The organism is Noviherbaspirillum sp. Root189 (assembly GCF_001428545.1).
Lineage (GTDB): Bacteria > Pseudomonadota > Gammaproteobacteria > Burkholderiales > Burkholderiaceae_D > Noviherbaspirillum.
Window position 1 is genome coordinate 111,866 of record NZ_LMHZ01000001.1, and the last position, 20,963, is coordinate 132,828.

Below are 20,963 nucleotides of genomic sequence, written 5' to 3' on the forward strand. Positions count from 1 at the left end.
TCGGAGAGCGACCGGCTTCTTTACTCGTTTACTGCAAGCTTCGCATCCACTTGCGTGTGCTTGATCTTCATGCCCAGCTTGTTCAGCAAGGCCATGTCTGCATCCGCATCCGGATTACCGGTCGTCAGCAGCTTGTCACCATAAAAGATCGAATTGGCGCCGGCCTGGAAGCACATCGCCTGCACCGCTTCGCCCATCTCGCGACGGCCGGCCGACAGACGCACGCGCGCCTTCGGCATGGTGATACGCGCCACCGCAATGGTGCGCACAAACTCCAGCGGATCGAGCGGATCGAGACCATGCAAGGGTGTGCCTTCGACCTGCACCAAGTGGTTGATCGGCACCGACTCCGGATACGGATCGAGATTGGCGACCTGCGCGATCAATCCCGCACGCTGCTTGCGCGACTCGCCCATGCCGACAATGCCGCCGCAGCACACCTTGATGCCGGCATTGCGCACCTTGTCCAGGGTATCGAGGCGGTTTTCGTAGTTGCGGGTCGTGATGATGTCGTTATAGAACTCGGGCGCGGTATCGAGATTGTGGTTGTAATAATCGAGACCGGCAGCGGCGAGGCGTTCGGCCTGGCCGTCTTCCAGCATGCCGAGCGTGGCGCAGGCTTCGAGGCCGAGTTCCTTGACGCCGCGCACCATCGCTTCCACGTGATCGAGGTCGCGATCCTTGGGACCGCGCCAGGCAGCGCCCATACAGAAACGCGTTGCGCCATGGGCTTTCGCAGCGCGTGCCGCTTCCAGTACGGTTTCCAGTTCCAGCAGCTTCTGTGCGGTGACGCCGGTGTCGTAGCGTGCGGCCTGCGGGCAATAGCCGCAATCTTCCGGGCAGCCGCCGGTCTTGATCGACAGCAGCGTGGCGAGTTCGACTTCCTGCGGATCAAAGTGTTCGCGGTGCACTTGCTGCGCACGGAACATCAGTTCGTTGAACGGCAGGTTAAACAGCTCCAGCACCCTTTCTTCGGGCCATGCCTGCGCAGCGGCGACACGCGCTGCGGCAGGCGTGCGAATCTCATGAAACGTAATGGCTTGTGACGGCATCAGACTTCCTTTACTTCAGAGTGAGACAGGACTTGCCGGGCCGGCACTGGCCAATGGGGCAAGCTTGAAAAATCCAGATGCGCGGCGGCCCGTGCAGCCGATGGCGCGGGCAGACGCGGAATGCAGCCGAGCAGCGGCGCGGCGATGCGTGTGCGCAGCGCGTCGACATTGTGATCAAGATGACGCATGCCGGGATCGACGACATTGGCGATCCAGCCGGCCAGCGGCAAGCCACGCGCGGCGATCGCTTCGGCGGTCAGCAAGGCATGGCTGAGGCAGCCGAGGCGCATCCCGACCACCATGATCACCGGCAAGCCGAGCTGTTGTGCGAGATCGGCGGTAGTGGCGGTATCCGACAAGGGCACGCAGAATCCGCCGACGCCTTCGACTACCACGGCATCGGCACTGGCCGCGACGCGTTCATAGCAGAGGCGGATATGCATCAGATCGATGCGCACGCCTTCCTGTGCAGCGACGATATGCGGGGCTGCGGCATCCTGCAGCAAATACGGCGTCGTCAGTTCCAGCGGCAGCGTCACATTGGTGGCAGCAGCCAGTGCATCGACATCGTCGTTATGCAGCATGCCGTCGTGCAGTTCCGCACCGGCAGCGATGGGCTTCATCCCTGCCACGCGCACGCCGCATTGCGCCAGTGCATGCAGCAAAGCGCTCGATGCGAGCGTCTTGCCGATTTCGGTATCGGTGCCGGTGACGAAATAGGCGGGCTTGTTCATGCAGGCACCCCGGCTTCGACGGCATTGATGGCTTCGGCAACGCGTGTGACATCGGCTGCGGTATGTGCGGCCGACAGCGTGATGCGCAAGCGTGCGGTATCGGCAGGTACTGTCGGCGGGCGAATCGCGGGCACCCATAAGCCCTGTTCGTGCAAGGCGGCGGAGGCACGTAGCGCCTCGTCGTTGCGGCCAATGATGACCGGCTGTATCGCCGTTTGCGAAGGAAACAATGTCCAGCGCTGCAAGTGCAATGCCGCTTGCAACTGGCCAACCAATTGCTGCAGGTGCGCCCGACGTATCGCGCCCTCGTGGCCGCTGATCAGTTCGACGCTGGTCATCAGCGCATGGGCCAGTGCAGGTGCGGCTGCGGTTGTGTAGATGTAAGGCCGCGCGCGCTGCACCAGCCATTCGATCACGGTGGCGTGCGCGGCAACGAAGGCGCCGCCGACGCCGGCCGCCTTGCCTAGCGTACCCATGTAGACCAGATAGGGAGAACGCAGCCTGAAATGTTCGAGCGCGCCGCGCCCGTACTTACCGAGTACACCGAACCCGTGTGCGTCGTCCACTACCAGCCACGCGCCATAACGCTCGCAAAGCCCAAGCAGTGCAGGCAAGGGCGCGAGATCGCCGTCCATGCTGAACACGCTGTCGGTGACGACGACTTTGGTTTTTGCGGTACTGGACTTGAGCAGAACCTCAAGCGCGGCATTATCACCGTGCGCATAGACCTGAACTCTGGCGCGCGACAAACGAGCACCATCAATCAGGGAAGCATGGTTCAGCGATTCGGAAAACAGATCGGCATCCCGCCCCGCCGGTGCGGTGAGTGCGGTAAGTACTGCGAGATTTGCCATGTAACCGGTGCAGAAGTACAGGGCACGCGCCTGCTCCAGGTGCGGCGACAGGAAGTCGGCGAGCCGCTCTTCCAGCAGGGCATGCGCACGCGAATGGCCGCTGATCAGGTGCGATGCGCCGCTACCGACGCCATAGCGGGTGGCGCCTTCATGCAAGGCTTCAACCAGTCGCGGATGCGACGCCAGGCCGAGATAATCATTACTGCAGAAGGCCAGCAGCTTGCGACCGTCGACCGTCACATGCGGTGCACATGGCGTGTCGGCGATGCGACGCCGGCGGCGCAATTGCTGTGCATCAAGTGCATTGAGTTGCTGTTCGAGATCGGACAGGAGTTGCATGTTCAGGCTCCGATCACTTGCTGGAACACCGCATGCGTGCGCTGTGCGAGCAACGCGGTTTCCTCGTCATCGAGAATGTAAGGCGGCATCAGGTAGAGCGTGCGGCCGATGGGGCGGAGCAACAATTCATGTTGCAGCGCTGCGGTAAAGAACTTGCGCGAGAATGCCGGGTCGTCGGTCCTTGCATCGCATGCCCAGATCATGCCGCGCTGGCGCACATGCTCGACGCGGGAATCGCTGGCAAACATAGCCAGCGCCTTGCCGAGCTTTGTCGCCTGCTCCTTGTTGCGATTGATGACATCATCTTCGTCGAAAATCGCCAGTGTCGCCAGCGCCGCACGGCAGGCGAGCGGATTGCCGGTGTAGGAATGCGAATGCAAAAAACCGCGCCGCACATCGGTGTCGTAAAAACCCTGATAGATGTCGTCGCGCGTCATCACCAGTGACAACGGCAGATAGCCGCCGCTGATGCCTTTGGACAGGCAAAGGAAATCCGGCCAGATCGCCGCCTGCTCGCAGGCAAAGAAACTGCCGGTCCGACCGCAGCCAACCGCGATTTCATCGGCAATCAGATGCACCTGGTGACGGTTGCAGATGGCGCGCAGTTCCGACAGGTAGACCGGATCGTACATCGCCATGCCGGCGGCACATTGCACCAGCGGTTCGACAATCACGGCGGCAATTTTTCCGGGACGCTGTTGCAGCATTTCTTCAAGTTGTTGTGCGGCACGGTGGGCTACATCTGCGGGCGATTCGCCGTCCTGTGCCTGGCGCGCATCGGGTGAGGCGACCACATGCGCCTGCTGCAGCAGCGGGCCATAGGCATCGCGGAACAGTTGCACATCGGTGACCGCGAGCGCACCGATCGTCTCGCCGTGATAACTGCCTTTCAGGCAAACGAATTCGCGTTTGTCGGTCTGGCCACTGTTGCGCCAGAAATGAAAACTCATCTTCAGCGCGATCTCGACCGCGGAAGCACCGTCGGATGCGTAGAAGCAATGGCCCAGGACGTTGTTGGTGCGGGCGGCCAGTTGTTCCGATAGCCTGATGACCGGTTCGTGGGTAAAGCCCGCGAGCATCGCATGCTCGAGCAGGTCCAGCTGATCCTTCAATGCGGCATTGATGCGCTGGTTGGCATGACCGAACAGGTTGACCCACCAGGAACTGATGGCGTCGAGGTAACGCCGCCCTTGCGCATCGTACAGCCATGCACCGCGCCCATGGCTGACCGGCACCAGCGGTACCGTCTCATGGTGCTGCATCTGCGTGCATGGGTGCCAGACGCTTTTCAGGCTGCGGGCGACCCAGTCGGGTTGTTCAATTGTGTTCAATACTGCTCCAGAAGCTTTGATTTGTTGCCGGGTTACGTTGACAGGCGTTTTTTCATTTCGAAAAGGATTGCGCTGCGGGTGATGCGGTCAATGTGCCGACGATGCTGCTTAAAATACCATCAAGATTTTCAAAAACTTTGTTGTTCCAGAATCGCATTACGCGCCAGCCTTGCGACTGTAAAAATTTGGTTCTCTCAAGGTCATACTCAATCCGATCCTGATGCTGACCGCCGTCCAGTTCAATCAGCAGCAGCGCTTCAACGCACGCAAAATCGGCGATGTAAGGACCGATTGGATGTTGCCGGCGGAAGCGATGTCCTTGTAGTTGTTTGCCGCGTATCGCATGCCATAACCGTTGCTCGGCCAAGGTCATACCTGTGCGCAGTGCTCTAGCATTGGTCCTGATTGTTGGTTTGATGCGCGTTATTGCTTCAACCATCCTGCCTCTTTACTTTCTCCGTCAGGTTCCCTCCCCCTTTTAGGGGGAGGGCTAGGGAGGGGGTGTGAAGGTTGATCGACTGGCTACTATTACTCAACCTCACTACCCCCATCCTAACCTTCCCCCTGCAAGGGGGAAGGAACTCTTCTGTTATCGTTTTGAAGCAGGAAGTAGCAGGATCGTCACTACCCCAACCATCCCGGCTTCCGCTTCTCCAGAAACGACCTTACCCCTTCCTTCCCTTCCTCCGAACTCCGAATATCCGCAATCCTCACCGCCGTATCCGCAATCAGCGCATCACTCAATGGCCGGCCCGCGACATCCTGCACCAGTCGCTTGGCTTCCTTGACCGCATGAGGGCTATTCGACACCAAGGCCTTGACGACATCGGCAACCGCACCATCCAGCGCATCCGCGCTGACAACCGAATGCACAAAGCCAATACGCTGCGCTTCCTGTGCGGAAAAACGTTCTGCGGTCAGAAAGTAACGACGGGCGGCATTTTCACCCATGGCCTTGATTACGTAGGGCGAGATTGTCGCAGGAATCAGGCCGAGTTTTACCTCACTCAGGCAAAAATATGTTGTCTCAACGGCAATGGAAATATCACAGGCGGCGACCAGGCCCATGCCACCGGCATAGCAATCTCCCTGGATCTTCGCGACCACCGGTTTAGGGCAGGTGTAGATGGTGCGCAGCATGTCGGCAAGCTGCACGGCATCCGCACGATTTTCTTCGTGCGTGTAGCCGGCCATCTTTTTCATCCAGTTGAGATCGGCGCCGGCGCAGAATGCCGGGCCGTTCGCGGCGAGCACGATCGCGCGCAATGCGACGTCCTTGCCCAGTTCACCGAACACCTGGGTGATTTCGGCGATCGTGGTTTCGTTGAAGGCGTTGCGCACATCCGGCCGGTTGAGGGTTATGGTAGCGACACCGGCTTGCACGGCGACATCGAGGGTTTGCCAACTCATGATCATTCCTTTCAAACAATGTGGTCATCGACCGCGTACAACGCGCGGCCGGTCCTGACGAATTTCTTGCAGACGATGCGACATAGCCAAACTCGCCGCGCAGGCACGCTGGCGCATGCATACGTGATCGGCATCGCATCGATCTCCGCTTGTTATACCAATCCCAAGCTATAACGTGACAAATGAGATCGATGGATTTTTTTGACTGGCAAGGCGCAGGAGGAGTCAATAGCGAGCTATTGACGACGGACGCGATCTCATGGTGCGTTATGGGTTGGGATTGGTATTACATCCGGAACACGCCGAACTTCGATTCCGGAATCGGCGCATTCAGCGATGCGCTGATGCCCAGTCCCAGCACCATCCGCGTATCGGCCGGGTCGATCACGCCGTCGTCCCATAATCTAGCTGTCGCGTAGTACGGATGGCCCTGGTGTTCATACTGTTCGCGGATCGGCTGCTTGAACGCTTCTTCCTCCTCGGCACTCCAGTTGCCGCCCCTGCCTTCAATACCGTCACGCTTGACAGTGGCCAGCACGCTCGCCGCCTGTTCGCCGCCCATCACCGAGATGCGCGCATTCGGCCACATCCACAAGAAGCGCGGCGAGTAGGCGCGGCCGCACATGCCGTAATTGCCGGCACCGAAACTGCCGCCGATGATCACCGTGAACTTGGGCACGGCAGCGGTCGACACGGCGGTCACCATCTTCGCGCCATTGCGGGCGATGCCTTCGTTTTCGTACTTGCGCCCGACCATGAAGCCGGTGATGTTTTGCAGGAAGACCAGCGGAATCTTGCGCTGGCAGCACAGTTCGATGAAATGTGCGCCCTTGAGCGCCGATTCCGAAAACAGAATCCCATTGTTGGCGATGATGCCGACCGGCATGCCGAAGATATGCGCAAAGCCGCATACCAGCGTGGTGCCGTAGCGTGCCTTGAATTCATCGAACTCGCTGCCGTCGACGATACGCGCAATCACTTCCCGCACGTCGAAGGGCTTGCGGGTATCGGCGGGGATCACGCCATACAATTCCTTGGGATCGAACTTTGGCGCCACCGGTTCACGCAATACCAGCGCATGGTTTTTCTGGCGGTTGAGGTTGCCGACAATGGTGCGCGCCAGGGACAGCGCATGCATGTCGTTCTTTGCCAGATGATCGACCACGCCCGACAGACGTGTATGCACATCGCCGCCCCCGAGGTCTTCGGCACTGACCACTTCGCCGGTTGCTGCCTTGACCAGCGGAGGACCGCCGAGGAAGATCGTGCCCTGGTCCTTAACAATGATCGATTCGTCACTCATCGCCGGCACATACGCGCCGCCCGCGGTACAGGAACCCATCACCACCGCGATCTGCGGGATGCCCTTGGCCGACATGTTGGCCTGGTTGAAGAAGATGCGTCCGAAGTGGTCGCGGTCGGGGAACACCTCATCTTGGTTCGGCAGGTTGGCGCCGCCAGAGTCGACCAGATAGATGCAGGGAAGATTATTCTGGTCGGCGATTTCCTGTGCGCGCAAATGCTTCTTGACCGTAATCGGGTAGTAGGTGCCGCCCTTCACGGTCGCATCATTGCAGACGATCATGCATTCCTGACCGGCCACGCGGCCGATACCGGCGATCACGCCGGCCGCCGGCGCAGCGTTGTCGTACATCTCGTACGCGGCCATCTGCGACAGTTCGAGGAAAGGCGTGCCGGGATCGAGCAGCATCTGCACGCGGTCCCGTGGCAGCAGCTTGCCGCGCGAGGTATGTTTCTTGCGCGCGTCTTCCCCACCGCCCAATGCCAGTTTCTCCACCTTGGCCTTGAGGTCGTCGACCAGCGCCTGCATGGCGGCGGCATTGGCTTTGAAGTCTTCGCTGCGCGGCGACAGTTTGCTTTCTATTTGCGGCATATTTGCATCCTTTTTATAGCTTGTTTTAGCTTGTCTTAAGCGGTTTTGTCTTCGTCGATCTTGAGTTCGTCTTTCATGAGCTCGCGCATTCTGAACTTCTGGACCTTGCCGGTGACCGTCATCGGAAAGCTATCCACGAAGCGGATATACCGGGGGATCTTGTAATGCGCGATCTGTCCCTTGCAGAAGTCGCGTAGTTCGTCTTCCGTGACACTGGCGTCGGGCCGGCGGATCACCCATGCACAGAGTTCTTCACCGTACTTGCGGTCCGGCACGCCGATCACCTGCACATCCTGAACCGCGGGATGGCGATACAGGAATTCTTCGATCTCGCGCGGGTAAATGTTTTCGCCGCCGCGAATCACCATGTCCTTGATGCGGCCGGCAATGTTCACATAGCCTTCTGCATCCATCACCGCAAGGTCGCCGGTATGCATCCAGCCTTCGCTGTCGATGGCTTCCGCGGTCTTTTGCGGATCGTCCCAATAGCCGTGCATGACGGAATAGCCGCGTGTGCAAAGTTCGCCGGTAACGCCGATGGCGACCGGCTTGCCATTCTCAGGATCGGCGATCTTTACTTCCAGGTGCGGCTGTACCCGACCCACCGTCGACACACGTTTCTCGAGCGGTGTGTCGGTGGTGCTCTGGCAGCTGACCGGACTGGTTTCGGTCATGCCATAGGCAATCGTGACTTCGCTCATGTGCATGTCACTGACCACCCGCTTCATCACTTCGATCGGGCACGGCGAACCGGCCATGATGCCGGTGCGTAGCGTAGACAGGTCGAACTCGGCAAAACGCGGATGGTCGAGCTCGGCGATGAACATGGTAGGCACGCCATGCAGTCCGGTGCAACGCTCGTCCTGCACCGCCTGCAGTACCGAGAGCGGGTCGAAGGCATCATTCGGGTAGACGATGGTTGCGCCGTGCGTCAGGCAGGCGAGGTTGCCGAGTACCATGCCGAAGCAGTGATACAAGGGTACCGGGATGCACAACCGGTCTTCGGCGCTCAGGCGCATTGCTTCGCCGATAAAGAAACCGTTGTTCAATACATTGCGGTGCGTGAGCGTGGCGCCTTTCGGAAAGCCGGTGGTGCCACTGGTGAACTGGATATTGATGGGATCGGTGTTGCGCAGCGTGCCGGCAATGCCCTTCAGGTCCGCATCGTCCGGATTGCCCCTGGCCATCAAGTCCGTGAACCGCATTATGCCGGGCTCGTCGCACTCGCCGAGATGGATCACCGTTGAAAGCGAAGGCGCGCGGGATGCCTTGAGCTGGCCGGGCGAGCTGGCAACAATTTCCGGCATGATCTCGCGCACCATCGCCAGGTAATCGCTGGTCTTGAAGCTGGTCATCGTGATCAGCGCCTTGCAACCGACCTTGTTAAGTGCGTACTCCAGTTCGGCGATGCGATAGGCGGGATTGATGTTGACCAGCACGACGCCCGCCTTGGCGGTGGCGATCTGGGTCAACAGCCATTGCGCATTATTGTGCGACCAGATGCCGACGCGGTCACCCGGCCGTATGCCGATCGCCAGCAATGCGCTGGCGAGGCGGTTGGCCTCGCGCTGCAGTTCGCGATAGCTGTATCGCAACTGCTGGTGGCAGGACACCAGTGCCGCGTTGTCGGGAACGCGTGCGGCCATCGCGTCAAAGAAATCACCAATCGTCTGCTCGATCAGCGGGATATCGGTACTGCCGCGATCGATGCTTGTCTCCAGTTGCGCCACGTCCATTCTCCTGTCTTGCGAATTTCATGTTCCGTCAGCGCCCTTGTGGGGCGAGACAGCGCTCAATGTCTATGCCTTGTCGGGAAAACTGCCATCCACGTAAAACCACTTGCCGTCTTCGCGTACGAAACGACTGATTTCATGCAGCCGGTGCGCCCGCCCGCCGACTTTGTAACGTGCGACGAACTCCACCGTTGCCTGGTCGCCGTCGGGCACATGGCGACGTACTTCCAGGCCCAGCCAGTTCATGCCTTCATCCTGTGTCACCGGCTCGACGGGGCGGGTGCTGGCATGCCAGGTGGCTTTCAGATACGGCTCGTTGCGCAATACATACGCGGTATAGCGCGAACGCATCAGCAGGTCGGCGGCCGGTGCCGCGTCTCCACCATCGATATAACGGCCGCAGCAGCCTGCATAATCGTTGCTGCCGCAGGGGCAGGCTGAGCGCGCGGCTTTTTTCATGCGAGCACCAGCTGCGGCAGTTCCGCCATGTCGCTGAAGACACGGCTTGCGCCGGCGTTGAGCAAGACCTGCGGATCCGAGTGCTCGGCATAACCGAATACGGTCATGCCGGCGGCCAGACCTGCGGCGATACCGGTCGGCGTGTCCTCGATGACGACACAGCGCTCAGGCGCCATGCCCATCGTCTGCGCCGCGAGCAGGTAGACATCGGGGGCCGGCTTGGTGCGCGCGACTTCCATGCCGCTGAATATTTTTCCTTCAAACCACGGCAGCAATCCTGTTTGCCCCAGCGTGAGATGCATCTTTGCGCGGTCGGCACCGGAGGCAACGCAGAACGGCATGCTGGCTGCAGCGATTTGTTCGATCGCGGTATTCACACCGCGCACCGCGTCGATACCGGCTCGCAGCGCTACGTTGCGGCGTTCGACGAACTGCTGATAGAAATCGACGGGCATGGGCTTGCGGATATTGGCGGCGATCATCGTCGTTTCGTCACGCACCAGGCGGCCCACGAAGGCACGCATGGTTTCCTGCAGAGAGATCTGCCATCCAAGTTCATTGAGCATGTCGGCGAGCACGCCGCACGTTACCGGCTCGCTGTCGACCAGCACGCCGTCGCAATCGAAGGCGATCATGTCAAATCGTGGCATGCGCGGCATCAGTGACATCAGTGACATCATTCTTTTTCACTTTCTCTGTTTCTCTGTCGTTGGTGCGCCGGCCGCCTTCCAGGCGCCGAATCCGCCTTCGATATGCGCAACCTTTTCCAGTCCCATGTCCTGCATGGTCTTGGTGGCGAGGGCGCTGCGCAGGCCACCGGCGCAGAAGAAGATGTATTCCTTGTTCTCGCCGAAGACCGGTTTGTAATACGGCGATTCGGGGTCGACCCAGAATTCCAGCATGCCGCGCGGTGCGGACAACGCGCCGGGAACGATGCCTTCCCGTTCGAGTTCTCGTGGGTCGCGGATGTCGACGAACTGGACATTGGGGTCCTGGTATTTCTGCAGCGCTTCGGCGACGGTGTAGGTCTTGATCTCCGCCATCGCTTCATCGACGAGTGCCTTGTAGCCTTTTTTCATGCTTGTCTCCGTAGGTTTTTTACTTTGCGATGCGATGAGAACCGGGTACGAACGCCTGCGAATATCACCCTGATCCAACAGGAACATGAACCTTCAAGCCAGGGCGCGACCGATCAGTATTTTCTGGATGTCGCTGGTACCCTCGTAAATCTGGCATACCCGCACATCGCGGTAAATCCGTTCGACCGGAAAATCACTGACGTAACCATAGCCGCCATGGATCTGTATCGCATCGGAGCAGATGCGTTCCGCCATTTCGCTGGCGAACAGCTTGGCCATCGCCGCTTCTTTCAAGCAAGGCTTACCGGCATCCTTCATGCTGGCCGCGTGCATGATCAGCTGGCGCGCCGCTTCGATCTGCGTCGCCATGTCCGACAGCTTGAATTGCACCGCCTGGTGCTCGAACAGCGTTTTGCCAAAGCTGGTGCGCTCTTTGGCGTAAGCAAGCGCCGCGTCGAATGCCGCACGCGCCATGCCGACCGATTGCGAAGCGATGCCGATGCGGCCGCCTTCGAGTCCGGACAAGGCAATCTTGTAGCCCTGCCCTTCGTCGCCGATCAGGTTCTGCGCGGGAATGCGGCAATTCTCGAACAGGATCTGCGCGGTGTCGGACGAGTGCTGACCGAGCTTTTCTTCGAGTCGCGCGACGATGTAACCCGGCGTATTGGTCGGCACCCAGAACGCGCTGATGCCTTTCTTGCCCGCCGCCTTGTCGGTCACCGCCATCACGATCGCCACATCCGCATATTTGCCGCTGGTGATGAACTGCTTGACGCCGTTCAGCACGTAATGATCGCCATCGCGGGTAGCGGTGGTGCGCAATGCCGACGCATCGCTGCCGACATGCGGCTCGGTCAGGCAGAATGCGCCCAGCATGTCGCCGCGCGCCAGCGGCTTGAGAAAGCGCTCTTTCTGCTCGTCGTTTGCATACATCATCGCGATGCTGCAGACCGGACAGTTGTTGACCGAGATAACGGTCGACGTGCCGCCATCGCCGGCCGCGATTTCTTCCAGCACCAGCGCGAGCGACACATAGTCGAGACCTGCGCCGCCCAGTTCTTCCGGCACCGCGACACCGAAGGCGCCCAGCTGGGCAAGGCCTTTCAGTTCATCCTTGGGGAAATGGTGTTCCTTATCCCAGCGCGCGGCATTGGGCGCGAGCCTTTCCTGTGAAAAGCTGCGCAGCGCGTCGCGGATCATTTCATGCTGTTCGGATAAAACCATGGTCTTCCCCTGTCGTTATTTCGTTATTCTTACCAGGCCAGCTCACGCCCCGCGTAATTGCGGAAGCTGCCACTGTCCTTGTGTTCAAGTGCGGCGATCACGCGCAGCAGTCCGGTGACGCTTTCTTCCACCGAGATCGCGGCGTTCGGCCCTCCCAGGTCGGTCCGTACCCAGCCGGGGCAGAGTGCGACGAAACTGGCTTTTGGATAGTCGAGCGAGGCGCTTCTGACCGTCATGTTGAGTGCCGCTTTCGATGCGCGATAAACCCAGCCGTGGCTGGACTCAACTTCGCCGATGCTGCCCATGCCGCTGCTGATGAAGGCGAACTTGCCCTGCGCGGCTTCGACCAGCGGTGCGATCAGCGGAATCGTTTGCATCGCCCCGAGGACATTGGTATGCATCACCGCATCGAAGTCTTCCATGGCCGGCGGCGACGTTGCCTGCCCACCCTGGCCGTAGACGCCGGCGACATAGATGGCGAGATCAAGCTTTTCATCGTCGAGTTGCCAGCCAAGTCCGGCGAGGGACTCGGGTTTGGTTACGTCCAGCTTCAGCGGTTCGGCGCCTTCGTTGCGCAATGCCGCCAACGCCGCATCATCGCGTGCGGTGGCGAAGACTTTCCAAGTTGCGGCGCGGCGCAGCTGGCGGACGATTTCGTGGCCGATGCCGCGTGAAGCGCCGAGGATGAGTGCGGTGGGCATGGTGGTGGTTGACAATGGTTGGTGAACGCAGCGTAGAGGGCGTTTGTTGCCACGCCCTCCGTTGTGTTCCCTCCCCCATGCAGGGGGAGGGTTAGGGTGGGGGTAGTGCGGTCGAGCCATTGCAGTCTTGTGCTCAACCTTCACACCCCCATCCCAACCTTCCCCCTAGAAGGGGGAAGGAGCCTTCAGCGAAAGCGCGACTGAATGGTGATCGAGCAGTCGTTTACACCAGCTCGATCGCCATCGCCGTACCTTCGCCGCCGCCGATACACAGCGCTGCCACACCCAGCTTGCCGCCGGTCTTTTGCAGCGCGCCGATCAGCGTCACGATGATGCGGGCACCGGATGCGCCGATCGGATGGCCGAGTGCGCAGGCGCCACCGTGGATGTTGATCTTGTTATGCGGGATGTCGTGTTCCTTCATCGCGGCCATCGGCACGGCGGCAAAGGCTTCGTTGATCTCGAACAGGTCGACGTCCTTGGTGGTTAGATTCAGCTTCTTGTACAGCTTGTCGATCGCGCCAACCGGTGCGGTGGTGAACCAGTTCGGTTCCTGCGCATGGGTGGAGTGGCCGAGCACGCGGGCGATCGGCTTGCAGCCCAGTTTCTTGGCGGTCGATTCACGCATCAGCACCAATGCGGCGGCGCCATCGTTGATCGACGACGAGGAAGCGGCGGTGATCGTGCCATCCTTCTTGAAGGCCGGCTTGAGCGACGGAATCTTGTCGAGCTTGGCTTTCAGCGGGCCTTCGTCCTTGTCGATCACGACATCGCCACCCTTGGCAGCCACGGTGACCGGTGCGATTTCCCATTTGAAGGAACCATCGTTGGTTGCGGTTTGCGCGCGCTTGACCGATTCAATCGCGTAGGCATCCTGCTCTTCGCGGGTGAACTGGTACTTGGCAACGCATTCTTCGGCAAACGTGCCCATTGCGCGGCCCTTGTCGTACGCGTCTTCCAGGCCGTCGAGCATCATGTGGTCATACATCATGCCGTGGCCGATGCGGTAACCGCCGCGTGCCTTCGGGATCAGGTAGGGCGCGTTGGTCATGGATTCCATGCCGCCTGCGATCACGACTTCATTGCTGCCTGCGAGCAGCGAATCGTAACCGATCATCGCGGCCTTCATCGCGGAGCCGCACATCTTTGACAAGGTGACGGCGCCGGCCGACGTCGGGATGCCGGCCTTGATGGCGGCCTGGCGTGCCGGCGCCTGGCCCTGGCCTGCCATCAGGCAGTTGCCGAACAGGACTTCGTTGACATGGGCCGGTTCGAGATTGGCGCGCTCGACTGCCGCGCGGATCGCGGCAGCGCCGAGGTCCGATGCGGACAGCGCGGAAAAGTCGCCTTGAAATGCACCCATCGGGGTACGTGCTGCGCCGACAATAACAATAGGATCGTTGTTCATCTTGGGTCTCCGAGATCAAGCGGCTCGCGCCGCGGGGGTGAGGGGTTTATAGCTGAAACGCAATTCCTGCGGGTAGGGGAATACGTCTTCGACATGGCCTTCCAGGATTCGCTGTTTGGCTTTCTGCCAATACTGCGCGGTGAGCAGGTCGGCATGGTGTTTTAAAAAGTATTTTCTGACTTCGAGATTACCTAGCAGGAAGGTGCCGAACTGCTCAGGGAATACGTCGTTCTTTGCGACCGAGTACCACGGCTCGCTCGACATTTCATCTTCTTCGTTGCGCGGTGCCGGGATGTGCCGGAAATTGCAGTCGGTGATGTATTCGATTTCATCGTAATCGTAGAACACCACGCGACCATGCTTGGTCACGCCAAAATTCTTGTACAGCATGTCGCCGGGAAAGATATTGACACCGACCAGATCCTTGATCGCATTGCCGTATTCGACGATGCCGTGCTCGATGGCAGCGTGGTCGCCACGCTTGTCCGCCTCTGACAGCCAGATATTGAGTGGCGTCATCCGGCGCTCGATGTACAAGTGCTTGATGATGATTTCATCGCCCTCTTCCTCGACGATCGAAGGCGCGACCTGTTTCAGGTCGGCCAGCAGCTCGCTCGAGAAACGTGCGCGCGGGAAGGCGACGCTCGAATATTCAAGCGTGTCCGCCATGCGGCCGACGCGGTCATGGTTTTTCACCAGCAGGTATTTTTCCTTGACCAGTTCGCGTGTGGTTTCCTTGGGCGGCGGGAAATAATCCTTGATCACCTTGAACACATACGGAAACGACGGTAGCGCAAACACCACCATCACCAGGCCGCGAATGCCGGGTGCCGATTCGAAGCAGTCGGATGAATAGCGCAGATGATGCAGGAAGTCGCGGTAAAACGCCGCCTTGCCCAGTTTCTGCAGGCCGAGGATCGTATAGATTTCGCTGCGCGGCTTGTACGGCATGAGCGTGCGCAGGAATTGCACATACGCGGACGGCACTTCCATGTCGACCATGAAATAAGCGCGTGTGAACGAAAACAGCACCGTGATCAGGGTCGGATCGAACAGCACGGTGTCGAGCACGAGTTCACGCTTGCGGTTGTACAGGATGGGCACGACAAACGGGTAAATGCGATTGCCGTTGATGCCCTTGCCGACAATGTAGGCGCCCTTGTTGCGGTAGAACAGCGTGGCCAGCACCTGGATCTGGTGGTTCGGTTCCAGCAGGTCGGAACCGAACATCGCGCGCATGCGTGCTTCCACTAGATTGACATCGCGGTCGAGATCGGCAAAGGGTGCCGCCAGCTGGAAATTGGTGACGATGCGTTTGAGCGTGTAGTGCAGGCCATCAGTGGCCGGGTAATAGACCCGGTAGGTCGGCTGCATACCTTCCGGCTCGATGTATTCAGTCGATACCGCCGGTCGCACGAAAATGAAATCGTTGTGGAAATAGGTGCGATGCAAAATGTTGCAGCACACGGAATTAAAAAAGGTTTCGGCCAGTTCCGGCTGCTTGTGGTTGATCAGCAAGCCGATGTAATGCAGTTTGACCTCGCGCCAGACTTCGTCGTCGATTTCCTCGCGGTCGTATTCATCTTCCAGTGTCTGCACGGATTCCTGCACGCGGGCATCGTAGAACGCGATTCTTTCCCTGGCCTTGATCTGTGCCGTTTTCCAGTCGCTGGTTTCAAAATAGCGCTTGGCATCCTGGCTGGCGGCACGAAAAAGCCGATAGTGCTTGTCGAAGCCGTCAAGGATGGTGCGCGCGATATCGAACGCGATCTGGGAACTGAGGAGCTTGGGAAAGGCGGTCTGGGGCATGGCTAACGCTCGAATTGGATTTTCCAGGCCTCCAGTTTAGCCAAATCCACGCCGATACCGCCGCAGACGACCACCAGTAGTTTTTCGAAGGGTGCCAGCGCCGGCGCGCAATGGTACGCCACTGACAAGGCGGCGCCACAGGCCGGTTCGACCAGGATACGCATGTCGTCGGCAAAACGGCGGCAGGCGCTGACAGCTTGCGCATCGCTGACCAGCACACTGTGCACGTCATGGCGTTTTGTCCATTCAAATGCCTGGCGCGCGACGCGTTTTGCCCCGAGCGAGGTAGCGATGGACTTGATTTCCGGCAAGGTGACAAGTTCGCCGGCTTGCATCGCGGCATGCAGCGAGGCGGCTCCTTCGGTTTCCACCGCGAGCACCGGAATGTGTCCAAGGCCGTTGCGATGCAGGCCTTCGAGTACGCCGCACATCAGGCCGCCGCCGCCGACTGCACAAATAACAGCATCAAAATCCACGCCGTCGGCACGCACTTCATCGATCAGCGTGGCGTTGCCGTCCCAGATGTCATGATGATCGAAAGGCGGCACATAGATGGTGCCGTCCTTTTCGCATAATTGCAGCGCATGCTGATTGCTTTCATCCCAGACCGCGCCGTGCACAACGACCTCGGCACCAATAGCCCGGATTTTCAGGCGTACCGATTCATGCGTGGTTTCGGGAACGACGATGGTGGTGTGCATGCCAAGCGACACACCGGCCACTGCGGCGGCAAAGCCGGCATTGCCGCCGGAAGGACAGACGAAATGGCTGGCTCCGCGCGCGGCCGCGCGCTGGCAGAACAATCCGATGCCGCGCATCTTGAACGAACCGGATGGCTGCAGGTTTTCCATCTTCAGCAGCACGCGCTTGCCGATAGCCGTGGAAAGGCCACCATGTGTGAGCGTCGGCGTGGTCAGATGCAGAGGAGTCATGGCCGGGATAGTCATCGGTAATTCATCAAATACGGTACCGTAAGAATACGAGGAATGCGTACGTCATGCGCAATCCATGATGCTGGTGTGCGGACGGTAAATTTCACCAGGGAAATCATTTGTGCGGGTTACGGAACATTGCGTGGCACAACGGCCATCGTGCCGCCAAGTTTGCTGACCAAGGTTTTTTTACCACCCTTCATCGCATACACCTCCGACTCCACCACATGGAACGCCTTGCCCGGCTTGAGTACCTGCGCCCGGCACCAGAGGTTGTCACCCAGTGCTGCACGCAGTAACTGCATCTTGAATTCCACCGTCAGGATGACACCATCCGCCGGCGTCACCGTCATTGCCGCGCCACCCGCCGTATGGTCGGCCAAAGTCGATTGCACACCGGCGTGGATGACGCCGGTGTGCTGCAAATGCCTTGGCCCGATGCGAAGGGTAGATTCGCACCAGCCGGGGCCGCAGTCGACAAGGGTGATGCCGATGTCGTTCAGAAAGGCCGCGTCGCGGAAACCGCGTTCGACGACGTGTTTATAGTCTGGATCGGGTGCGTGCATGGGCGCTCCGGGCGGTGGTGCGTTGACTACGGGCTCCTTCCCCTTTTAGGGGGAAGGTTGGGATGGGGGTAAGAGGGTTGATCGACCGACTGCGAGGGCCCGATCGCATCACCCCCACCCTAACCCTCCCCCTACGAGGGGGAGGGAACCGTACATTGGTTAGAGGACGAGCGGTGAAGCGCTTACTTCGTCTCCGCAAACAACTCCCGCCCGATCAGCATCCGCCGGATCTCGCTCGTACCCGCACCAATTTCATACAGCTTCGCATCACGCCACAAACGGCCCACCGGATATTCATTGATATAGCCATTACCGCCCAACGTCTGGATCGCTTCACCTGCCATCCAGGTTGCCTTCTCCGCCGAATACAAAATTGCGCCGGCCGCATCCTTGCGCAGCGCGCGCACCGCTTCCGGGTTCTTCGCACGGTCGCACGCCTGGCCGACCGCATACACGTACGCCTTGCACGCCATCATGGTCGAATACATGTCGGCGATCTTGCCTTGCATCAGCTGGAATTCGCCGATCGGCTGGCCGAACTGCTTGCGCTCGTGGACGTAGGGAACCACCGCATCCATGCAGGCCTGCATGATGCCGAGCGGGCCGCCGGACAGGACGGTACGCTCGAAATCCAGACCGGACATCAGCACATTGACGCCCTTGCCCAAGCCGCCGAGCACGTTTTCAGCGGGCACTTCGCAATCCTGGAACACCAGTTCGCCGGTGTGCGAGCCGCGCATACCGAGCTTGTCGAGTTTCTGCGCAATCGAGAAACCCTTGTAGCCCTTTTCAATCAGGAAAGCGGTCATGCCGCGCGGGCCGGCTTCAATATCGTTCTTTGCGTAGACCACCAGTACGTCGGCGTCAGGACCGTTGGTGATCCACATCTTGGTGCCGTTGAGCACCCAGCGGTCGCCCTTCCAGTCGGCGCGCAGCTTCATGCTGACAACGTCGGAACCGGCATTCGGCTCGGACATCGCCAAGGCGCCGACGTGCTCGCCGGAAATCAGCTTGGGTAGGTATTTCCGCTTCTGTTCTTCAGTGCCGTTGCGATTGATCTGGTTGACGCAGAGATTGGAGTGCGCGCCGTAGGACAGGCCGACCGAGGCGGAAGCGCGCGAAATTTCTTCCATCGCGACGATGTGGGCGAGGTAGCCCATCTCGGTGCCGCCGTATTCTTCGCTGACGGTAACGCCGAGCAGGCCGAGGTCGCCCATCTTTTTCCACAGGTCCATCGGGAACTGGTCGGTGCGGTCGATTTCGGCGGCGCGCGGCGCGATTTCAGCCTGCGCAAACTGCTGCACGGTTTCGCGCAGTGCGGCGATGTCTTCGCCGTGATCAAAGGTCAAGCCGGGCAAATGGATCATGTCGTCCTCACGTTGTTGGAGTTATCAATACAGAAACGGGATAGCGCGATGTTGCGAATCATACCGCCAAACTGACGTTTACGTAAACGTAAAGTAGATACGGTAAAAATACGGTTATCAGGCGCCTACGCCGCGTCCTTCACACGGCGTGTTGATGCTTTCTTTTCGTTACTTTTTGCGGGCTTTTCGCCAGCCAGCAGACGTCGGCATTCTTCTTCATGCGCGGAGATTTCAGCGAGCGTGACTTCAAGATCTTCACGCTGGCGCTCCAGGGTTTCGCGATGTTGTGCAAGCACCGCGAGAAAGCGCTTGAGCTGCGCCGTAGTGTCCTTTGGCGACGCGTACATATCGACCAGGGCCTTGATTTCAGAGAGGCTGAGGCCGAGCCGCTTGCCGCGCAACGTCAGCTTCAGGCGTGTGCGCTCGCTGGCGTTGTAGACGCGCGTTCGGCCGCCGACACCTTCCCGCCGGGGAGTCAGCAAGCCCTGGTCTTCGTAGAAACGAATGGCGCGCGGCGTAATGTCGAATTCACGGGCAAGTTCGGTAATGGTATAGGTCGGCATGGCGCTTTCTGGGGGGGGTCGTCAGCAGCGGAAAACGAATCTGGTTAGAATCACTGAACAGGAACTGCAGTTTACGTTAACGTAAAGCGTATTGTAGGCGCGCTTTACCCAATTGTGAACATGCAGCACCAGAACTTTTGTCTTGGAGCATGCACTGATGAATCCGCAGGAATCTCAACTGAACTACGCCTTCGGCGATACCCTTCCCGCCCCCGGAACCGTGCTGGAGGTTGCGCCGGACGTTTTCTGGCTGCGGATGGGCTTGCCGTTTGCGCTCGACCACATCAACCTTTGGCTGCTGCGCGATCGCGATGAAGCGGGTGGGCAAGGCGACGGCTGGACCGTCATCGATTGCGGCATCAACAACGATGCGACACGCTCATCCTGGGAATCGGTGTTTGCCCATGCACTCGACGGCATACCAGTGCGGCGGGTCATTGTTACCCATTGCCATCCGGATCATGTCGGTCTCGCCGACTGGTTGTGCAAAAAATGGAATGCGCCGCTGTGGATGACGACCGGTGAATACGGTTTTGCGCGAATGATGTCGGCCTCGCTGCCGGGTGTCGACGGCACCGCGATGCTGCCGCATTTCCAGCGTCATGGCCTGAACGATCCGGATACGCTGGAGCGACTGCAGAACCGCAAGAGTTATTACCCGACGCTGGTGCCCGCGGTGCCGGATGCTTATGTGCGCATGCAGGACCAGCAGGCTTTTCGGATCGGCGCACATGACTGGCGCGTGATCACCGGTTTCGGCCATTCGCCGGAACATGCGGCACTGTACTGCGCGGATCTGAACCTGTTGATCTCCGGCGACATGGTGCTGCCGCGGATCTCGACCAATGTCTCGGTGTTCGCGGTCGAGCCGGAAGCCAACCCGGTGCAACTTTATCTCGATTCCCTGCAGAAGTTCACCGACCTGCCGGCCGACACGCTGGTGCTGCCTTCGCATGGCAAGCCCTTCCGCGGCCTGCATACGCGCATTACGCAACTGGCCGAGCATCATCGCGACCGGCTGGAGGAAGTCGTCGTCGCCTGCGCGACGCCGCAATCGGCGGCCGATATCGTGCCGGTGATGTTCCGCCGCGCGCTCGATGCACACCAGATGACCTTTGCGCTGGGCGAAGCGCTCGCGCATCTTCACAAACTGTGGTTCGACGGCGTCCTGAAACGCGTGGTCGACGAACACGGTACCTTCCGCTTCCAGGCCGCCTAAACCTGGAATCGCTGGGCGCCTGAAGATCTCTTTAGGCGCCTTCACCTATCGGCTGCTCATGTCGGCTGCATATGTCGATGGGCACCCTCTTCGATCAATTTTTCGCCATCGACTAATCGCGTCGATCACGACGACTTTATCTTTGCGTATTGTCGAGTTAAGAAGACAATAATGACTTCGCCATCATTAAAAATAGATAGTACGCTACCAAGAATGTGTTACCTTTCCTTTACATTTTTCGTCACAACAGGTTCCTGTAAAACATTGACTGACTGTCAAGGCATGTCAT

Annotated in this window: 20 protein-coding genes; 1 reads left to right on the forward strand and 19 read right to left on the reverse strand. The window is 59.5% G+C overall.

Features of this window, described 5'->3' with window-relative positions:
- Positions 1-20: 20 nt before the first annotated feature.
- The 19 genes from bioB to ASE07_RS00645 all read right to left on the reverse strand — a co-directional run bounded on the left by bioB (position 21) and on the right by ASE07_RS00645 (position 19,455).
- A complete protein-coding gene (gene bioB / locus ASE07_RS00555; protein WP_057288847.1) occupies positions 21-1,052 on the reverse strand; it encodes a biotin synthase BioB in 1,032 nt (343 codons plus the stop codon).
- Positions 1,052-1,786: a dethiobiotin synthase gene (gene bioD / locus ASE07_RS00560; RefSeq protein WP_057288848.1), complete on the reverse strand. Its 735-nt coding sequence runs from the start codon at positions 1,784-1,786 to the stop codon at positions 1,052-1,054. The genes bioB and bioD overlap by 1 nt, the downstream gene beginning before the upstream one ends.
- Positions 1,783-2,979: an 8-amino-7-oxononanoate synthase gene (gene bioF, locus ASE07_RS00565; protein WP_057288849.1), complete on the reverse strand. Its 1,197-nt coding sequence runs from the start codon at positions 2,977-2,979 to the stop codon at positions 1,783-1,785. The genes bioD and bioF overlap by 4 nt, the downstream gene beginning before the upstream one ends.
- Before the next feature lie 2 nt (positions 2,980-2,981).
- On the reverse strand, positions 2,982-4,310 hold the full coding sequence (gene bioA, locus ASE07_RS00570; protein WP_057288850.1) for an adenosylmethionine--8-amino-7-oxononanoate transaminase: 1,329 nt from the start codon (positions 4,308-4,310) through the stop codon (positions 2,982-2,984).
- 52 nt (positions 4,311-4,362) lie between these two features.
- Entirely contained in the window at positions 4,363-4,749 is a 387-nt protein-coding gene (locus tag ASE07_RS00575; protein WP_057288851.1) for an endonuclease domain-containing protein, read from the reverse strand.
- A 185-nt stretch (positions 4,750-4,934) separates the two neighbouring features.
- A complete protein-coding gene (locus tag ASE07_RS00580; protein ID WP_200960854.1) occupies positions 4,935-5,720 on the reverse strand; it encodes an enoyl-CoA hydratase/isomerase family protein in 786 nt (261 codons plus the stop codon).
- A 286-nt stretch (positions 5,721-6,006) separates the two neighbouring features.
- Positions 6,007-7,614, reverse strand: coding sequence for a carboxyl transferase domain-containing protein (locus ASE07_RS00585; RefSeq protein WP_057288852.1), 1,608 nt, complete (start codon positions 7,612-7,614; stop codon positions 6,007-6,009).
- A 35-nt stretch (positions 7,615-7,649) separates the two neighbouring features.
- A complete protein-coding gene (locus ASE07_RS00590) occupies positions 7,650-9,350 on the reverse strand; it encodes an AMP-binding protein (RefSeq protein ID WP_057288853.1) in 1,701 nt (566 codons plus the stop codon).
- Between the two features lie 63 nt (positions 9,351-9,413).
- Positions 9,414-9,806, reverse strand: coding sequence for a YchJ family protein (locus tag ASE07_RS00595; RefSeq protein ID WP_057288854.1), 393 nt, complete (start codon positions 9,804-9,806; stop codon positions 9,414-9,416).
- On the reverse strand, positions 9,803-10,486 hold the full coding sequence (locus tag ASE07_RS00600; RefSeq protein WP_082583867.1) for an HAD family hydrolase: 684 nt from the start codon (positions 10,484-10,486) through the stop codon (positions 9,803-9,805). Before ASE07_RS00600 ends, ASE07_RS00595 begins: the two co-directional genes overlap by 4 nt.
- 6 nt (positions 10,487-10,492) lie before the next feature.
- Entirely contained in the window at positions 10,493-10,885 is a 393-nt protein-coding gene (locus ASE07_RS00605) for a rhodanese-like domain-containing protein (protein ID WP_057289058.1), read from the reverse strand.
- Positions 10,886-10,978: 93 nt separating this feature from the next.
- Positions 10,979-12,109: an acyl-CoA dehydrogenase family protein gene (locus ASE07_RS00610; protein WP_057288855.1), complete on the reverse strand. Its 1,131-nt coding sequence runs from the start codon at positions 12,107-12,109 to the stop codon at positions 10,979-10,981.
- Positions 12,110-12,138: 29 nt separating this feature from the next.
- Complete coding sequence (locus ASE07_RS00615; RefSeq protein WP_057288856.1) at positions 12,139-12,810, reverse strand: SDR family oxidoreductase; 672 nt, start codon at positions 12,808-12,810, stop codon at positions 12,139-12,141.
- 223 nt (positions 12,811-13,033) lie between these two features.
- Positions 13,034-14,218: an acetyl-CoA C-acetyltransferase gene (locus ASE07_RS00620; protein WP_057288857.1), complete on the reverse strand. Its 1,185-nt coding sequence runs from the start codon at positions 14,216-14,218 to the stop codon at positions 13,034-13,036.
- Between the two features lie 15 nt (positions 14,219-14,233).
- Positions 14,234-16,027 carry a bifunctional isocitrate dehydrogenase kinase/phosphatase gene (aceK, locus tag ASE07_RS00625; protein ID WP_057288858.1) on the reverse strand — a complete coding sequence of 598 codons (1,794 nt, stop codon included), beginning with the start codon at positions 16,025-16,027 and terminating at the stop codon, positions 14,234-14,236.
- A 2-nt stretch (positions 16,028-16,029) separates the two neighbouring features.
- The gene (locus tag ASE07_RS00630) at positions 16,030-16,974 is read right to left on the reverse strand and encodes a pyridoxal-phosphate dependent enzyme (protein WP_235548297.1); all 945 of its coding nucleotides are present in this window, start codon (positions 16,972-16,974) and stop codon (positions 16,030-16,032) included.
- Between the two features lie 113 nt (positions 16,975-17,087).
- Positions 17,088-17,525, reverse strand: a complete 438-nt coding sequence (locus ASE07_RS00635; RefSeq protein WP_057288859.1) for a PaaI family thioesterase — start codon at positions 17,523-17,525, stop codon at positions 17,088-17,090.
- 182 nt (positions 17,526-17,707) lie between these two features.
- Positions 17,708-18,892, reverse strand: coding sequence for an isovaleryl-CoA dehydrogenase (locus ASE07_RS00640; protein ID WP_057288860.1), 1,185 nt, complete (start codon positions 18,890-18,892; stop codon positions 17,708-17,710).
- 125 nt (positions 18,893-19,017) lie between these two features.
- A complete protein-coding gene (locus tag ASE07_RS00645) occupies positions 19,018-19,455 on the reverse strand; it encodes a MerR family transcriptional regulator (protein ID WP_057288861.1) in 438 nt (145 codons plus the stop codon).
- A 157-nt stretch (positions 19,456-19,612) separates the two neighbouring features.
- Here ASE07_RS00645 and ASE07_RS00650 point away from each other — a divergent pair, with 157 nt between their 5' ends.
- A complete protein-coding gene (locus ASE07_RS00650) occupies positions 19,613-20,674 on the forward strand; it encodes an MBL fold metallo-hydrolase (RefSeq protein WP_057288862.1) in 1,062 nt (353 codons plus the stop codon).
- Positions 20,675-20,963 lie beyond the last annotated feature (289 nt).

Coding starts and splice junctions, on each gene's coding strand:
- bioB (WP_057288847.1), bottom strand. CDS start 1,052: ATGCCGTCACAAGCCATTACGTTTCATGAGATTCGCACGCCTGCCGCA.
- bioD (WP_057288848.1), bottom strand. CDS start 1,786: ATGAACAAGCCCGCCTATTTCGTCACCGGCACCGATACCGAAATCGGC.
- bioF (WP_057288849.1), bottom strand. CDS start 2,979: ATGCAACTCCTGTCCGATCTCGAACAGCAACTCAATGCACTTGATGCA.
- ASE07_RS00575 (WP_057288851.1), bottom strand. CDS start 4,749: ATGGTTGAAGCAATAACGCGCATCAAACCAACAATCAGGACCAATGCT.
- ASE07_RS00580 (WP_200960854.1), bottom strand. CDS start 5,720: ATGAGTTGGCAAACCCTCGATGTCGCCGTGCAAGCCGGTGTCGCTACC.
- ASE07_RS00585 (WP_057288852.1), bottom strand. CDS start 7,614: ATGCCGCAAATAGAAAGCAAACTGTCGCCGCGCAGCGAAGACTTCAAA.
- ASE07_RS00590 (WP_057288853.1), bottom strand. CDS start 9,350: ATGGACGTGGCGCAACTGGAGACAAGCATCGATCGCGGCAGTACCGAT.
- ASE07_RS00595 (WP_057288854.1), bottom strand. CDS start 9,806: ATGAAAAAAGCCGCGCGCTCAGCCTGCCCCTGCGGCAGCAACGATTAT.
- ASE07_RS00600 (WP_082583867.1), bottom strand. CDS start 10,486: ATGATGTCACTGATGTCACTGATGCCGCGCATGCCACGATTTGACATG.
- ASE07_RS00605 (WP_057289058.1), bottom strand. CDS start 10,885: ATGAAAAAAGGCTACAAGGCACTCGTCGATGAAGCGATGGCGGAGATC.
- ASE07_RS00610 (WP_057288855.1), bottom strand. CDS start 12,109: ATGGTTTTATCCGAACAGCATGAAATGATCCGCGACGCGCTGCGCAGC.
- ASE07_RS00615 (WP_057288856.1), bottom strand. CDS start 12,810: ATGCCCACCGCACTCATCCTCGGCGCTTCACGCGGCATCGGCCACGAA.
- ASE07_RS00620 (WP_057288857.1), bottom strand. CDS start 14,218: ATGAACAACGATCCTATTGTTATTGTCGGCGCAGCACGTACCCCGATG.
- aceK (WP_057288858.1), bottom strand. CDS start 16,027: ATGCCCCAGACCGCCTTTCCCAAGCTCCTCAGTTCCCAGATCGCGTTC.
- ASE07_RS00630 (WP_235548297.1), bottom strand. CDS start 16,974: ATGACTATCCCGGCCATGACTCCTCTGCATCTGACCACGCCGACGCTC.
- ASE07_RS00635 (WP_057288859.1), bottom strand. CDS start 17,525: ATGCACGCACCCGATCCAGACTATAAACACGTCGTCGAACGCGGTTTC.
- ASE07_RS00640 (WP_057288860.1), bottom strand. CDS start 18,892: ATGATCCATTTGCCCGGCTTGACCTTTGATCACGGCGAAGACATCGCC.
- ASE07_RS00645 (WP_057288861.1), bottom strand. CDS start 19,455: ATGCCGACCTATACCATTACCGAACTTGCCCGTGAATTCGACATTACG.
- ASE07_RS00650 (WP_057288862.1), top strand. CDS start 19,613: ATGAATCCGCAGGAATCTCAACTGAACTACGCCTTCGGCGATACCCTT.